The organism is Pseudomonas sp. B21-054 (assembly GCF_026016345.1).
In the GTDB taxonomy this organism is placed as follows: Bacteria; Pseudomonadota; Gammaproteobacteria; order Pseudomonadales; family Pseudomonadaceae; genus Aquipseudomonas.
On record NZ_CP087204.1, the window covers coordinates 1,068,747 to 1,083,667 of the forward strand.

Genomic DNA, 14,921 nt, shown 5'->3' on the forward strand with positions numbered 1-14,921 from the left:
TATGAGCGGGTTGTTATCCTCAGTCAGCGAACACCTTTTAGCCCCCGGCGGCGTCACCCTGGAGAGCCTGCAAGGCGTGCTGGGCGACCTGGCCGGCCCGGGCATCGATGCGGCCGACCTGTATTTCCAGGGGCAGATCTCCGAGTCCTGGTCGCTGGAAGACGGCATCGTCAAGGAAGGCAGTTTCAACCTTGACCAAGGCGTGGGGGTGCGGGCCCAGTCCGGGGAAAAAACCGGCTTCGCCTACAGTAACGCCATTACCCTGGAGGCCCTCGGCGCCGCGGCTCGTGCCGCTCGTTCGATTTCCCGGGCCGGGCAGAATGGCACGGTCCAGGCCTTCAGCAGCCAGGACGTGACGCAGCTGTATGCGCCGGACAACCCATTGGAAGTCATGAGCCGCGCCGAGAAGGTCGAACTGCTCAAGCGCATCGACGTCGCCACCCGGGCCCTAGACCCGCGTATCCAGCAAGTGACGGTGAGCATGGCCGGTGTCTGGGAACGGATCCTGGTGGCGTCCACCGACGGCGGCCTGGCGGCGGACGTCCGGCCGCTGGTGCGTTTCAATGTCAGCGTCATTGTCGAGCAGAACGGTCGTCGCGAGCGTGGCGGCCATGGCGGCGGCGGACGTACCGATTACCGCTATTTCCTCAGCGAAGACCGCGCCATGGGCTATGCCCGCGAAGCGTTGCGCCAGGCGCTGGTCAACCTCGAGGCGATCCCGGCGCCGGCGGGGACGTTGCCGGTGGTGCTGGGTTCCGGCTGGTCCGGCGTGCTGCTGCACGAAGCGGTGGGCCACGGCCTGGAAGGCGATTTCAACCGCAAGGGCAGCTCAGCCTACAGCGGGCGCATGGGGGAAATGGTTGCCTCGAAACTCTGCACCATCGTCGATGACGGCACCCTGGCTGGGCGTCGCGGTTCCCTGAGCGTCGACGACGAAGGCACGCCGACCGAGTGCACCACGCTGATCGAGAACGGCGTACTCAAGGGCTACATGCAAGACAAACTCAACGCCCGGCTGATGGGCGTGGCCCGCACCGGCAACGGTCGCCGCGAGTCTTACGCGCACCTGCCCATGCCGCGCATGACCAATACCTACATGCTGGGTGGCCAGAGCGATCCGGCGGAAATCATCGCCTCGGTGAAAAAGGGCATTTATTGCGCCAACCTCGGCGGCGGCCAGGTGGACATCACCAGCGGCAAATTCGTGTTCTCCACCAGCGAGGCCTACCTGATCGAAGACGGCAAGATCACCGCGCCGGTCAAGGGCGCGACGCTGATCGGCAACGGGCCGGAGGCGATGAGCAAGGTGTCGATGGTCGGTAACGACCTGGCGCTGGACAGCGGGGTGGGGACCTGCGGCAAGGACGGGCAATCGGTGCCGGTTGGCGTGGGTCAACCGACCCTGAAGATCGATGCGATTACCGTGGGTGGCACGGGCGCATGATGGGAGCGTCGGGTGGAGTGCGAGGCCTCCACCCGTGGGCGTTACTCAGCGCAGGCCGCGTTGGGTTTCGTCCAGCTCACGAATGTACTTGAAGATTTTTCGGCTCGAGGCCGGTGGCTTGTTATGCGCCAACTCGTGCTGGGCCTGACGAATCAGGGAGCGCAATTGCTGGCGATCGGCCTCCGGGTAGTCGATGACGAATTTTTCCAGCACGCCGTCATCGCCTGCGATCAAGCGATCACGCCAGCGTTCCAGGCCATGGAAGCGTTCGTTGTACTGTCGGGTGGAGGCATCGAGTTGATCGAGCAGAACCAGAATGGCGGCAGTGTCCTGGTCGCGCATCAGTTTGCCGATGAATTGCAGGTGCCGTTTACGCGCGATATTCGCGGTGTGCTTGGGCGCATCGGCCAGGGCCCGACGCATGGCGTCGGTCAAGGGCAGTTTGGCCAGCAAGTCAGGCTTGAGTGTTGTCAGGCGCTCGCCGAGGTCAACCAGAGCATGCAGCTCGCGTTTGACCTGGGATTTGCTTTTTTCACCCTCGTAGAGGGAGTCGTCGTAAGAATCAACCATGGTGGCAGTCCGCAAAGAAACGCCGCCATGATAACCAGTCGGGGGCCGCTTGTCCGGCCCGGTCGCTCGAAGGCCTCGGGTTTGTTCGTGCATACCCTGACCGAAAACAGAATTTGAGTGGAGAACACCATGAGTGCAGTTCAGAGCGTCGGCCCGCAAGCATTGCCGGCACTGCAGGAACAAGTCGAGCAGATCCTCGCCGAAGCCAAGCGGCAGGGCGCCAGTGCCTGTGAGGTGGCGGTGTCCCTGGAGCAGGGGCTGTCGACGTCGGTACGTCAGCGCGAGGTGGAAACCGTCGAATTCAATCGCGACCAGGGGTTTGGCATCACCCTGTACGCCGGCCAGCGCAAAGGATCGGCCAGCACATCGGCCAGCGGCCCTGACGCCATTCGCGAAACCGTTGCCGCGGCGCTGGCGATTGCCCAGCACACCTCCGAAGACGAAGCCTCGGGCCTGGCCGATGCCGCGCTGATGTGCAAGGAACTGCGTGACTTCGACCTGTTCCACGCCTGGGACATCACCCCTGAACAGGCCATCGAGCAGGCGCTGCGTTGCGAAGCGGCGGCGTTCGAGGCTGACAGCCGGATCAAGAACGCCGACGGGACCACCCTCAATACTCACCAGGGCTGCCGCGTCTACGGTAACAGCCATGGTTTCATCGGCGGTTATGCATCGACCCGCCACAGCCTCAGCTGCGTGATGATCGCCGAAGCCAACGGCCAGATGCAGCGCGATTACTGGTACGACGTGAGTCGCCAGGGCAATTTGTTGGCAGATCCGGTCAGCATCGGCCAGAAAGCCGCGCAGCGGGCGGCCAGCCGCCTGGGCGCCCGGCCGGTGCCGACCTGTGAAGTGCCGGTGCTGTTTGCCGCCGAGTTGGCCGGTGGCTTGTTCGGCAGCTTCCTGTCGGCGGTGTCCGGCGGCAACCTGTACCGCAAGTCGTCGTTCCTCGAAGGTGCATTGGGGCAGAAGTTGTTCCCAGAGTGGATGACCATCGACGAACGTCCGCACCTGATGCAGGCCATGGGCAGCTCGGCGTTCGACGGTGATGGCCTGGCGACCTACGCCAAGCCGTTCGTGGAAAACGGCGAGCTGGTGTCCTACATCCTCGGCACCTATTCGGGCCGCAAGCTCGGCATGCCGAGCACCGCCAATGCCGGCGGCGTGCATAACCTGTTCGTGACCCATGGCGAAGAAGACCAGGCCGCCTTGCTCCGGCGGATGGGGCGCGGTCTGCTGGTGACCGAACTGATGGGCCATGGCCTGAATATGGTCACCGGGGACTATTCCCGTGGCGCGGCGGGGTTCTGGGTCGAAAATGGCGAGATTCAGTTCCCGGTCCAGGAAGTGACCATCGCCGGTAACATGCGCGATATGTTCAAACAGATCGTGGCCGTGGGCAATGACCTGGAACTGCGCAGCAACATCCGCACCGGCTCGGTACTGATCGAGCGGATGACGGTGGCGGGTAGCTAACGATCACCGCTTGAAAAAAGGCGCGTCATCTACTGGGGTGACGCGCCTTTTTTGTACCCGCAGAGCTCCTTTGTGGCGAGGGGATTTATCCCCGCTGGGCTGCGAAGCAGCCCCAAAACCTACTCTCGCGGTGTCTCTGGTTGATTGTATAGGCCTTTTTGGGGGGCGCTACGCACCCCATCGGGGATAAATCCCCTCGCCACAATGTGTCCCTCTCAAGACTTGTGTTGCTTCTTATTATCATCTAATAATGAATCTCATTCGCCGAGTGAGCCGCGGTCATGCGTTCTGCCCTGCACGAGCAACCCTACCTTGAAAGCTGGCGCTGGATGAGTCGCCAGATCCGTTGTGCGATGACTCCGGACGAGCCACGTCTGATCGAGCACTACCTGGCCGAGGGCCGTTATCTGGCCTGTTGCACCGCCACTTCGCCGTGGATGATTTCCGAAACCGCGTTCCGCCTGCTGCTCGACACCGCCGCCGACGTCGCGCTGCCGTGGCATTGGCGCAATCTGTGCCTCGACCAGGCCTGGCGCCCCTTACGTGACCTCGAACGCCAATCGCTTTGCCGCTGCCGCCTCAAGCGCTGGCAGAGCCATGCCTGGGCGCTGGCGACCTGCGCCCTGGAGCCATCGATTCCTCTTATTGAACTGGTGCAAGGATCTCCCGATGAGTAATACCCGTATCGAACGCGACAGCATGGGCGAACTGCAAGTCCCGGTGGACGCCCTCTATGGCGCGCAGACCCAGCGCGCTGTGGATAACTTCCCTGTCAGCGGCCAGCGCATGCCGGCGCAGTTCATTCGCGCCCTGATCCTGGCCAAGGCCGCCGCCGCTCGGGCCAACGTCGAGCTGGAACAAATCAGCGCAGCCCAGGGCAAGGCCATCGTCGACGCCGCACAAGGGCTGCTCGAAGGCCAATTCATGGACCATTTCCCGGTGGATATCTTCCAGACCGGCTCTGGTACCAGTTCCAACATGAACGCCAACGAAGTCATCGCCACCCTGGCCAGTCGTCTGCTGGGGGAAGCGGTCAATCCGAACGACCACGTCAACTGTGGCCAGAGCAGTAACGACATCATCCCTACCAGCATCCATGTCAGTGCCGCGTTGGCCTTGCATGAGCAACTGCTGCCGGCGCTGCAGCACCTGGTGCAGGTGATCGAGCGCAAGGCTGTAGAGGTGCACCCGTTCATCAAGACCGGCCGCACCCATTTGATGGATGCCATGCCGGTGCGCTTGAGCCAGGTGCTCGAGGGGTGGGCGCAGCAGCTCAAGGCCAATATCGACCATTTGCGGGATCTGTTGCCGAGCCTGCAATCCCTGGCCCAGGGCGGTACGGCGGTCGGCACCGGGGTCAACGCCCATCCCCGCTTCGCCGAGCTGTTCAGCCAACAACTGACGCAACTGACCCAGGTGCAATTCACCCCGGGCAAGAATCTGTTCGCGCTGATCGGCTCCCAGGACACCGCCGTGGCGGTGTCCGGACAGCTCAAGACCACGGCGGTGTCGCTGATGAAAATCGCCAACGACCTGCGCTGGATGAACTCCGGGCCGCTGGCGGGCTTGGGAGAGATTGAACTCGAAGGCCTGCAGCCGGGCTCCTCGATCATGCCCGGCAAGGTCAACCCGGTGATTCCCGAAGCCACGGCGATGGTCGCCGCCCAAGTGATCGGTAACGACACCGTGATCACCATCGCCGGTCAATCGGGCAACTTCGAATTGAACGTGATGCTGCCGATCATCGCCCAGAACCTGCTGAGCAGCATCGTCCTGATGTCCACCGCCAGCCGCTTGCTGGCCGACAAGGCCATCGCCACCTTCAAGGTCAACGAGGCCAGGCTCAAGGAAGCGTTGTCACGCAACCCGATCCTGGTGACCGCGCTGAACCCGATCATCGGTTACCAGAAGGCCGCTGAAATCGCCAAGAAGGCCTATCAGCAAGGTCGCCCGGTCATCGATGTCGCCCTGGAACACACCGATCTGACGCGCAGTGAGCTCGAGGTCCTGCTGGACCCGGAAAAGCTCACCGCCGGCGGTGTGTAAACCCGACACGCTGTGGAGGACTCACCGTGGAACATTGGAAACGCACGATCGAACGAGCCAATCGCTGTTTCATGCTAGGTGAATTGGTGGACGCCCGCGAAGGCTATCTGCAAGCGCTGGCCCTGGCCCAAGTGCTGTTTGAGCGCTGGGCAGATGCCGACGAAGCCGTGGCCGCCTGCGTCGTCTCCCACCACAACCTGGCGGATCTGCACTTGCGCCTGAACCAGCCGGAGGAGAGCGCCGAGTACCTCTGCGCCATCCACCAGCGTTTGCTGCAGACCGTGCAGGACGAGCGTATGGCGCCGGCCCTGCGCGCTGCCGCGTTGCGTCAGAGCCACAAGACCTATATCGAACTGCTGACGTTCATCAGCGAGCACGGTGAATACCCTCGCACCCAGCGCCTGCTGCACTGCAATGCCGCTTCGCCCCGGCAGCGCAACGCCCCTGTTCATTACGGAGTTCATTGAAAATGGCTTTTACCTTGCCTGCATTGCCCTACGCCTACGACGCCCTGGAACCGCACATCGATGCGCAAACCATGGAGATCCACTACACCAAGCATCACCAGACTTACATCAACAACCTCAACGCTGCGGTCGACGGCACTGAATACGCCGGCTGGCCCGTGGAAAAATTGCTGGCCAGCGTCGAGCAATTGCCGCAAGGCCTCAGGGCCGCAGTGATCAACCAGGGCGGTGGCCACGCCAACCATTCGCTGTTTTGGGAGGTCATGGCGCCCCAGGGCGGGGGGCAACCCGAAGGGGCCCTGGCCGCCGCGATCGAAGCGCAATTGGGTGGTCTCGAGCGATTCAAGGAAGCCTTCACCAAAGCGGCGCTGACCCGTTTCGGCAGCGGTTGGGCCTGGTTGAGCGTGACCCCGAAAAAGACTTTGGTGGTGGAAAGCAGCGGCAACCAGGACAGCCCGTTGATGAACGGGCACACGCCGATCCTGGGCCTGGACGTCTGGGAACACGCTTATTACTTGCTGTACCAGAACCGTCGGCCTGAATACATCAACGCGTTCTACAACGTGATCAACTGGCCGGAAGTCGCACGCCGTTACCAGGCTGCGCTGGCCTGACTGCCTCATGAAAATCATCCAAGGCTGACTATGGATACTGAAACGCTGGCGATAGGGAGCGGGCGGATGTTCCGCTACGCCTTGGGATCGTTGTTGCTGTTGGCCGGAATGACATTGCTGGCGGCCCAGGGCCTGGCGTGGCTGGACCTGGAGCCGAGACTGTTGCGTGCGCTGCAGGGCGGTGGGTTATGCGCCTTGGGTACGGCGTTGGGCGCCGTGCCGGTGCTGGTCATCCGGCGCATGCCCCAGGCCGTGAGTGATTCGTTGTTGGGCTTCGGTGCTGGCGTGATGCTGGCCGCCACGGCGTTTTCGCTGATCGTGCCGGGCATTGCCGCGGCCGAACAGCTGGGGCTCACGCCTTGGGCGGCCAGTGGCCTGATCAGCTTCGGCATCCTGCTGGGGGCCTTCGGGCTGTATCTGGTGGATCGCAAGGTGTCAGCCAGCCCCGCAAGGCTGATAGAGACGCCCGGACGCCCGATCATCGCGCCGCGGATCTGGTTGTTCGTGTTTGCCATCGTGGCCCACAACATTCCCGAAGGAATGGCCGTTGGCGTGTCGGCGGGTGGCGGCATGCCCGATGCCGATAGCCTGGCAATGGGGATCGCCTTGCAGGATGTACCGGAAGGGCTGGTGATCGCACTGGTGCTGGCTGCGGCTGGGATGTCGCGGGTCAAGGCGTTCCTGATTGGCGCCGCGTCAGGGGTGGTCGAGCCAGTGTTCGCGTTGTTATGCGCCTGGTTGGTGAGCCTGGCCGAGATGCTGCTGCCCCTGGGGTTGGCACTGGCGGCCGGGGCGATGTTGCTGGTGGTGACTCATGAGGTTATTCCCGAATCACGCCGCAATGGCCACGACAAGCTGGCGAGCCTGGGGTTGCTGGTGGGGTTTTGCCTGATGATGGTGATGGATACGGCGTTGGCGTGACGCAATGCCTTTGTGGCGAGGGAGCCGCCGCGTCTTCGACGCTGCGCTGTCGCGCAGGGAACTAGAGCGATCTGGTTTTTGATCGTTCCCACGCTCCCGCGTGGGAACGCCGCCAGGGACGCTCCGCGTTCCGCTTCTGCAAGGTGACGCAGGGCGTCACAGGATGCATTCCTTTGCTGCGCGTGGGAACGATCAATCCGCGCCTGCACCACAGGGGAATTATTCGCCTTCGTCGAAATACCTGTTGATCAGGTCCACCAGGGCATCCATCGCTTCCTGCGCTCGATCACCTTCGGTTTGCAGGTGGATTTTGGTGCCCTTGCCGGCTGCGAGCATCATCATCGCCATGATGCTTTTACCGTCGACCGTAGACTCAGGCGTGCGCCCGACCCGGATGGTGGTGTCCTTGAATTGACCGGCAATCCCGACGAACTTGGCCGACGCACGGGCATGCAAGCCCAGCTTGTTGATGATTTCAATTTCCCGAGCAGGCATCGCGATGTGAATCCTTTAGCTGAGGTCGCGGTGGCGAACCTGGACGTTCTTCAGGGATTGTTGCAGGAGCTGACCCAGGCGTTCGGTCAGGTAGACAGAGCGGTGATGGCCACCCGTGCAGCCGATGGCTATCGTGACGTAGGCGCGGTTGCTCGCGGCAAAGCGGGGCAGCCATTTGAGCAGGTAGCTGGAGATATCCTGGTACATGTCTTCGACATCCGGCTGGGCGGCCAGGTAGTCGATCACCGGCTGGTCGAGCCCGGACTGCTCACGCAATTCCGGTTTCCAATAAGGGTTGGGCAGGCAGCGCACATCGAACACCAGGTCGGCGTCTACCGGCATGCCACGCTTGAAACCGAAGGATTCCACCAGGAACGCCGTGCCTGGCTCCGGCTGGTTCAGCAGGCGCAACTTGATGGTGTCGCGTAGCTGATACAGGTTCAGGTTCGTGGTGTTGACCTTCAGGTCCGCCAGGTCGGCGATCGGGCCGAGCAGGTGGCTTTCGTCATGAATGGCTTCAGCCAGGGAACGGCTGGCGTTGCTCAGCGGGTGACGTCGACGGGTTTCGGAAAAGCGCTTGAGCAGCGTTTCTTCATCGGCGTCCAGGTACAGCACATCGCATTGGATATGCCGGTTGCGTACTTCCTCCAGCAACTCGGGGAAGCGCGACAGATGGCTTGGCAGGTTGCGTGCATCGATGGACACCGCCACCAGCGGTTGCGCCAGTTCAGTGTGGATCAAGGCGCGTTCGGCCAGCTCCGGCAGCAGGCCGGCCGGGAGGTTATCGATGCAATAGTAGCCGTTGTCCTCAAGCACATTGAGCGCCGTGCTTTTACCGGAGCCGGAGCGGCCACTGACAATGATCATGCGCATGTTTAATGACCGTTCTGCTCGTCCAGGACAACCTGATACAAGGCTTCGTTGCTCGGTGCGCTGCGCAGTTTTTCGCGAACTTCCTTGCGGTCCAGCATGCTGGCAATCTGGCGCAGCAGCTCGAGATGCGCATCGGTAGCCGCTTCCGGGACCAGCAGTACGAACAGCAGGTCGACCGGTGCGCCATCGATGGCGTCGAAATCTATGGGGGCTTCAAGGTGCAACAGCGCACTGATGGGCGCGGTACAACCCTTGAGGCGGCAGTGAGGAATGGCGATGCCGTTGCCAAAACCGGTGGAACCGAGTTTTTCACGGGCAACCAGGGCCTCGAAGACGTCCTGCATTTCCAGATCCGGCATTTCGCGGTGGATCAGGTTGGCGATTTGTTCGAGGGCTTTCTTTTTACTGCCGCCCGGCGCGTTCACCATGGAACGGCCGGGGGTCAGGATGGATTCTAGTCGGATCATGGATTGGGGGGGTTAACGACCGGTTGCGCCCTGGAGGAGGCTCTGGGTCTTTTCCTTATGCTTTTTAAGTTGGCGATCCAGCTTGTCGGTCAGCAGGTCAATTGCGGCATACATGTCTGAATGCTCCGCGTTGGCGACCACTTCTCCGCCGGGGATATGCAGCGTGGCTTCGATCTTCTGCAGCAGCTTCTCGACGTTCATCGTGACTTGCACGTTGGTGATCTTGTCGAAATGCCTCTCCAATCGGTCGAGTTTTTCGCCGATATAGGTGCGCAGGGGTTCGGTCACTTCCAGTTGGTGTCCACTGATGTTGACTTGCATACAGCTTCTCCTTCGTTGCCAGTGCATAAAGCGGCAGGCAGAAATGCCTGCCACTGGAACGCTGTGGCGTGGCCCGTTACATCAACCGCTTGCGTTCGCTCGAAGGTGCGATCCCGAGGGACTCGCGGTATTTGGCGACGGTACGGCGGGCCACCTGAATGCCTTGTGCCTCCAGTAAACCAGCGATCTTGCTGTCACTCAACGGCTTTTTCTGATTTTCCGCAGCGACCAGTTTTTTGATGATCGCGCGGATGGCCGTGGACGAGCATTCGCCGCCTTCGGAGGTGCTGACATGGCTGGAGAAAAAGTATTTCAATTCATAGATGCCCCGGGGGGTATGCATGAATTTCTGGGTGGTTACCCGGGATATCGTCGACTCGTGCATGCCCACCGCCTCGGCAATGTCATGCAGGACCAACGGTTTCATCGCTTCGTCGCCGTACTCCAGGAAGCCGCGCTGATGCTCGACGATCTGGGTGGCGACTTTCATCAGGGTTTCGTTGCGGCTTTGCAGGCTCTTGATGAACCAGCGTGCTTCCTGCAACTGGTTGCGCATGAAGGTGTTGTCGGCGCTGGTGTCGGCGCGCCTGACGAAACCGGCGTACTGGGCATTGACCCGCAGCTTGGGCACCGACTCCTGGTTGAGTTCCACCAGCCAGCGATCGTTGTGTTTGCGCACGATCACGTCAGGGACCACGTATTCGGGTTCGGTGGACTCGATCTGCGAGCCAGGGCGCGGGTTGAGGCTCTGGACCAGTTCGATCACCTGGCGCAGCTCGTCTTCCTTGAGTTTCATGCGGCGCATCAGTTGGCTGTAGTCGCGACCGCCCAGCAGGTCGATGTAATCGGTGACCAATCGCTTGGCTTCGGCCAGCCATGGCGTCTTGGCAGGCAACTGGCGCAGTTGCAGCAGCAGGCATTCGCCCAGGTTGCGGGCACCGATGCCGGCCGGTTCGAACTGCTGGATGCGATGGAGGACGGCTTCGATTTCGTCCAGCTCGATGTCCAGCTCGGGGTCGAAGGCTTCGAGGATTTCTTCGAGGGTCTCGTCCAGGTAGCCTTGATTGTTGATGCAATCGATCAGGGTCACGGCGATCAGGCGATCGGTATCGGACATCGGCGCCAGGTTCAGCTGCCACAGCAGATGGCTTTGCAGGCTCTCGCCGGCAGAGGTACGGGTGGTGAAGTCCCACTCGTCGTCATCGCTGCTGGGCAGGTTGCTGGCGCTGGTCTGGTAGACGTCTTCCCAGGCAGTGTCCACGGGCAGGTCGTTGGGGATGCGTTCATTCCATTCGCCATCCTCAAGGTTATCCACCGTCGGGGCGGCTTCCTGGTAGGAGGGTTCCGGAATTTCGGTATTGGTTTTTTGCTCGACGTTATCGGCCAGCGGATCGGTGTTGTCGAAGTCGTCGCCTTCTTCCTGGCGTTCGAGCATCGGATTGGACTCCAAGGCCTCCTGGATTTCCTGTTGCAGGTCCAGGGTCGACAATTGGAGCAGGCGGATGGCCTGTTGCAGCTGCGGTGTCATCGTCAGCTGCTGGCCCATTCTCAAGACTAGCGATGGTTTCATGGCAGGGGCTTAACACCTTATTCGCCGGCGCACATGCGCCATCCACTACAGGGCGCCGAAGCGCCAAACTTAAGCAAATTATATGCCTGAAACTGAAGTGTTTGCCTAGGGCGTCGCCATAATAAAATTAGCGACGCCCTGGCGATTGGCCAGACACTTTGCGCTTACAGGCGGAACTCATGGCCCAAGTACACTTCCTTGACCAGGTCATTGGCCAGGATGGCCGCGGAATCGCCTTCGGCGATCAGTTGGCCGTCATTGACGATATAGGCGGTTTCGCAGATATCCAGGGTCTCGCGCACGTTGTGGTCGGTGATCAGCACGCCGATCCCCTTGGCCTTGAGGTGATGGATGATCTGTTTGATGTCACCCACCGAAATCGGGTCCACGCCGGCGAACGGTTCGTCGAGCAGGATGAATTTCGGCGCGGTGGCCAGGGCGCGGGCGATTTCCACGCGGCGTCGTTCGCCGCCGGACAGGCTCATGCCCAGGTTGTCGCGGATGTGGCTGATGTGGAATTCCTGCAGCAGGCTTTCCAGCTCCTGGCGGCGGCCGGCCTTGTCGAGCTCCTTGCGGGTCTCGAGGATGGCCATGATGTTGTCGGCCACCGACAGCTTGCGGAAGATCGACGCTTCCTGTGGCAGATAGCCGATGCCGGCCTTTGCCCGGCCGTGCATCGGCTGGTGGCTGACGTCCAGGTCGTCGATCAGCACGCGGCCCTGATCGGCCTGGACCAGGCCGACGATCATGTAGAAGCAGGTGGTCTTGCCCGCGCCGTTGGGGCCGAGCAGGCCGACGATCTGGCCGCTGTCGATAGACAGGCTGACATCACGCACGACTTGGCGGCTCTTGTAGCTCTTGGCCAGATGCTGAGCTTTCAGAGTTGCCATTACGGGGCCTTCTGCTCGTCGGTTTTCTTTTTCGGCTGGATCACCATGTCGATGCGTGGGCGCGATTCGGTGACCTTGCTGCCGGTGGCACGACCGGCGCTGGCCAGTTTTTTGTTCGTGTCATAGACGATTTTCTCGCCTTGGGTGACGTTGCCGTCCTTGTCGACGACCTTGGCGCGGTCGATCAGCACGACACGGTCCTGGGATGCGTGATACTGGATGGTCACCCCGTAGCCTTGCACAGGCTTGGTGTCGCCGGCGGTCTGGATCTGTTCGAAGTAGGCCAGGTTGCCCACCGAGGTCACCACGTCGATATCGCCGGACTGGGTGCGGGTAATGGTCACGGTGTTGCCGGTGACCTTCATCGAGCCCTGGGTGATGATCACGTCACCCTTGTAGGTGGCTACACCGTTCTTGTCGTCCAGCTGGGCGTCGTCGGCCTGGATGCGGATAGGTTGGTCACGATCGTTGGGAAGAGCCCAGGCGCTCGCGCTTCCCAGTGCTGCGCCCAGACTGAGCAAAATAGGGAGGGTTTTAGCGAGCTTCATACTGTCCTCTTACGTTCGATAGCAGGTGTATCCTGCTTTCCTTCAAATACGCTTTCATTCCCGTGCCGGTCGATACCCCTCCGGCGCCGTCGATTCTAACGGGTTGCTCGGTCTGCGCATATTGCTGCTGTGGGAACACGGTCATGCGACTGCTGGTGATGATGGTCGTGCGGTTTTTCTCATCGGTCCGGGCCACGCGGACCGAATCGATCAGTTCCACCTCAGTGCCCCCGGAGTTGACCTCGGCCCGCAGGCTCTGCACGTGCCACGGAAACTCGGTGCCGCGGAACATGTTCAGGTCCGGCTTGGTCACCAGCGTAATATCAGTGGCCTTTACATGGTCGACCTTGTCGGACGTCATCTCATACTGCACTTTGCCATCGGGCAGGTATTGCAGGGTATGCGTGTTGGTCGCGTACCAGTCGATATTTTCTTCGACCGTGGCCGCGGGTTGGTCGAGAAAGCGTTCCGGGCTGATGTTCCAGTAGCCCACCGCCGCGAAAATCGCCGCGATACAGCCGAACACCACGATGGTGCGAATCTTCTTGCTCAGCATAAATGGCTCACAGGTACGCGGCGTTGGCCGCTTCGAGGCGGCCCTGGGCGCGCAGGATCAGTTCACAGAATTCACGCGCGGCCCCTTCGCCGCCTCGTGCCGTGGTAATGCCGTGGGCGTGCTCGCGTACGAACGCGGCCGCGTTGGCGACGGCCATGCCCAGGCCGACCCGGCGAATCACCGGCAGGTCAGGCAGGTCGTCACCGAGGTAGGCGACTTGTTCGTAGCTTAGGTTGAGTTGGCCCAAAAGTTCGTCCAGCACCACCAGTTTGTCTTCGCGACCCTGGTAAAGGTGCGGGATGCCAAGGTTCTTTGCGCGCCGCTCGACCACCGGGGTCTTGCGGCCGCTGATGATAGCGGTCTGTACGCCGGCGGCCATCAGCATCTTGATGCCCTGGCCGTCGAGGGTGTTGAAGGTCTTGAATTCGCTGCCGTCTTCGAGGAAATACAGGCGGCCGTCGGTCAGCACGCCGTCCACGTCGAACACGGCCAGTTTGATCGCTTTGCCACGTTGCAGCAGGTCTGTGTTCATTTACATGACTCCCGCACGCAGCAAGTCGTGCATATTCAGGGCGCCCACCGGACGGTCTTCGTCGTCGACGACCACCAGGGCGCTGATCTTGTGGTCTTCCATGATTTTCAGGGCCTCGGCGGCGAGCATCTCGGCGCGTGCGGTCTTGCCATGGGGCGTCATGACTTGCTCGATGGTCGCGCTGTGGATGTCGATGGTGCGGTCCAGGGTGCGGCGCAGGTCGCCGTCGGTGAAGATCCCGGCGAGCTTGCCGTCGGCTTCGAGAACGACCGTCATGCCCAGGCCCTTGCGGGTCATCTCCATGAGTGCGTCCTTGAGCAGCGTGCCGCGCAGTACCTGCGGCAACTCCTGGCCGGCATGCATCACGTTCTCGACTTTCAGCAACAGGCGACGGCCCAGGGCGCCGCCCGGATGGGAAAAGGCGAAATCTTCAGCGGTGAACCCGCGCGCTTCCAGCAGGGCGACAGCCAGTGCATCACCCATGACCAGCGCCGCGGTGGTGGAAGAGGTGGGCGCCAGGTTCAGCGGGCAGGCTTCGTGCTCGACATGGACGTTGAGGTTCACTTCGGCGGCCTTGGCCAGCGGCGAATCCGGATTGCCGGTGACGCTGATCAACTGGATGCCCAAGCGCTTGATCAGCGGCAGCAGGGTGATGATCTCATTGGTGGAGCCGGAGTTGGACAGGGCCAGGATGATGTCGTCCCGGGTGATCATGCCCATGTCACCGTGGCTGGCTTCTGCCGGATGGACGAAAAAGGCCGTGGTGCCGGTGCTGGCCAGGGTGGCGGCGATCTTGTTGCCGATGTGCCCGGACTTGCCCATGCCGACCACGACCACGCGGCCCTTGCTGGCCAGAATCATCTCGCAGGCGCGTACGAAATCAGCGTCGATATGGGGCAGCAAGCCTTGTACGGCTTCGAGCTCGAGGCGGATGGTACGTTGTGCCGATTGAATCAGGTCGCTGGATTGGCTCATGTCAGAAATCGTATAGCCCGATGAAAAGGCGGCGATTATAGCGGCAATGAACAATTCCCTCACGTAAGTTCGTCATGCTTTGTTCAAGGGGTCGCAAGGTTCGACATAAAATGTGGCTTTTTACCTTAAACCAGGCTTAACGGGCGCAGGGTTGGT

18 protein-coding genes are annotated in these 14,921 nt (G+C 61.5%); 7 read left to right on the forward strand and 11 right to left on the reverse strand.

What is annotated here, in order from left to right:
- Position 1: 1 nt before the first annotated feature.
- Positions 2-1,444, forward strand: coding sequence for a metalloprotease TldD (gene tldD / locus LOY70_RS04505; RefSeq protein WP_025211845.1), 1,443 nt, complete (start codon positions 2-4; stop codon positions 1,442-1,444).
- A 45-nt stretch (positions 1,445-1,489) separates the two neighbouring features.
- Here tldD and yjgA read toward each other — a convergent pair whose 3' ends face one another.
- Positions 1,490-2,014: a ribosome biogenesis factor YjgA gene (yjgA, locus tag LOY70_RS04510; protein ID WP_025211846.1), complete on the reverse strand. Its 525-nt coding sequence runs from the start codon at positions 2,012-2,014 to the stop codon at positions 1,490-1,492.
- A 129-nt stretch (positions 2,015-2,143) separates the two neighbouring features.
- On the opposite strand from yjgA, the gene pmbA reads away from it, so the two are divergent.
- From pmbA to LOY70_RS04540, 6 genes are all read left to right on the forward strand, one after another.
- A complete protein-coding gene (gene pmbA, locus LOY70_RS04515; protein WP_025211847.1) occupies positions 2,144-3,490 on the forward strand; it encodes a metalloprotease PmbA in 1,347 nt (448 codons plus the stop codon).
- A gap of 281 nt (positions 3,491-3,771) precedes the next feature.
- The gene (locus tag LOY70_RS04520; protein ID WP_265033748.1) at positions 3,772-4,167 is read left to right on the forward strand and encodes a FagA protein; all 396 of its coding nucleotides are present in this window, start codon (positions 3,772-3,774) and stop codon (positions 4,165-4,167) included.
- Positions 4,160-5,536: a class II fumarate hydratase gene (locus LOY70_RS04525; RefSeq protein ID WP_265033749.1), complete on the forward strand. Its 1,377-nt coding sequence runs from the start codon at positions 4,160-4,162 to the stop codon at positions 5,534-5,536. Before LOY70_RS04520 ends, LOY70_RS04525 begins: the two co-directional genes overlap by 8 nt.
- Before the next feature lie 26 nt (positions 5,537-5,562).
- Entirely contained in the window at positions 5,563-6,003 is a 441-nt protein-coding gene (locus LOY70_RS04530; RefSeq protein WP_123415401.1) for a hypothetical protein, read from the forward strand.
- Between the two features lie 2 nt (positions 6,004-6,005).
- Positions 6,006-6,617: a superoxide dismutase gene (locus LOY70_RS04535; protein ID WP_265033752.1), complete on the forward strand. Its 612-nt coding sequence runs from the start codon at positions 6,006-6,008 to the stop codon at positions 6,615-6,617.
- 30 nt (positions 6,618-6,647) lie between these two features.
- A complete protein-coding gene (locus tag LOY70_RS04540; protein ID WP_265033753.1) occupies positions 6,648-7,538 on the forward strand; it encodes a ZIP family metal transporter in 891 nt (296 codons plus the stop codon).
- A 219-nt stretch (positions 7,539-7,757) separates the two neighbouring features.
- Here the strand turns inward: LOY70_RS04540 and LOY70_RS04545 are convergent, their stop codons facing one another.
- The 10 genes from LOY70_RS04545 to LOY70_RS04590 all read right to left on the reverse strand — a co-directional run bounded on the left by LOY70_RS04545 (position 7,758) and on the right by LOY70_RS04590 (position 14,765).
- Positions 7,758-8,033, reverse strand: a complete 276-nt coding sequence (locus LOY70_RS04545; protein ID WP_265033755.1) for an HPr family phosphocarrier protein — start codon at positions 8,031-8,033, stop codon at positions 7,758-7,760.
- A 15-nt stretch (positions 8,034-8,048) separates the two neighbouring features.
- Positions 8,049-8,906, reverse strand: a complete 858-nt coding sequence (gene rapZ, locus LOY70_RS04550; protein ID WP_265033757.1) for an RNase adapter RapZ — start codon at positions 8,904-8,906, stop codon at positions 8,049-8,051.
- A 2-nt stretch (positions 8,907-8,908) separates the two neighbouring features.
- Entirely contained in the window at positions 8,909-9,373 is a 465-nt protein-coding gene (gene ptsN / locus LOY70_RS04555; RefSeq protein WP_265033759.1) for a PTS IIA-like nitrogen regulatory protein PtsN, read from the reverse strand.
- A gap of 12 nt (positions 9,374-9,385) precedes the next feature.
- Positions 9,386-9,694, reverse strand: coding sequence for a ribosome hibernation-promoting factor, HPF/YfiA family (gene hpf, locus LOY70_RS04560; protein WP_039592236.1), 309 nt, complete (start codon positions 9,692-9,694; stop codon positions 9,386-9,388).
- A gap of 76 nt (positions 9,695-9,770) precedes the next feature.
- On the reverse strand, positions 9,771-11,264 hold the full coding sequence (locus tag LOY70_RS04565; protein ID WP_025211857.1) for an RNA polymerase factor sigma-54: 1,494 nt from the start codon (positions 11,262-11,264) through the stop codon (positions 9,771-9,773).
- A gap of 164 nt (positions 11,265-11,428) precedes the next feature.
- A complete protein-coding gene (gene lptB, locus LOY70_RS04570) occupies positions 11,429-12,154 on the reverse strand; it encodes an LPS export ABC transporter ATP-binding protein (RefSeq protein WP_018614004.1) in 726 nt (241 codons plus the stop codon).
- Entirely contained in the window at positions 12,154-12,702 is a 549-nt protein-coding gene (gene lptA, locus LOY70_RS04575) for a lipopolysaccharide transport periplasmic protein LptA (RefSeq protein WP_123342767.1), read from the reverse strand. The genes lptB and lptA overlap by 1 nt, the downstream gene beginning before the upstream one ends.
- A complete protein-coding gene (lptC, locus tag LOY70_RS04580) occupies positions 12,689-13,258 on the reverse strand; it encodes an LPS export ABC transporter periplasmic protein LptC (RefSeq protein ID WP_123342766.1) in 570 nt (189 codons plus the stop codon). Before lptC ends, lptA begins: the two co-directional genes overlap by 14 nt.
- 7 nt (positions 13,259-13,265) lie before the next feature.
- Entirely contained in the window at positions 13,266-13,790 is a 525-nt protein-coding gene (locus LOY70_RS04585) for a KdsC family phosphatase (RefSeq protein ID WP_025211861.1), read from the reverse strand.
- A complete protein-coding gene (locus LOY70_RS04590) occupies positions 13,791-14,765 on the reverse strand; it encodes a KpsF/GutQ family sugar-phosphate isomerase (protein ID WP_265033768.1) in 975 nt (324 codons plus the stop codon).
- Positions 14,766-14,921: the final 156 nt, after the last annotated feature.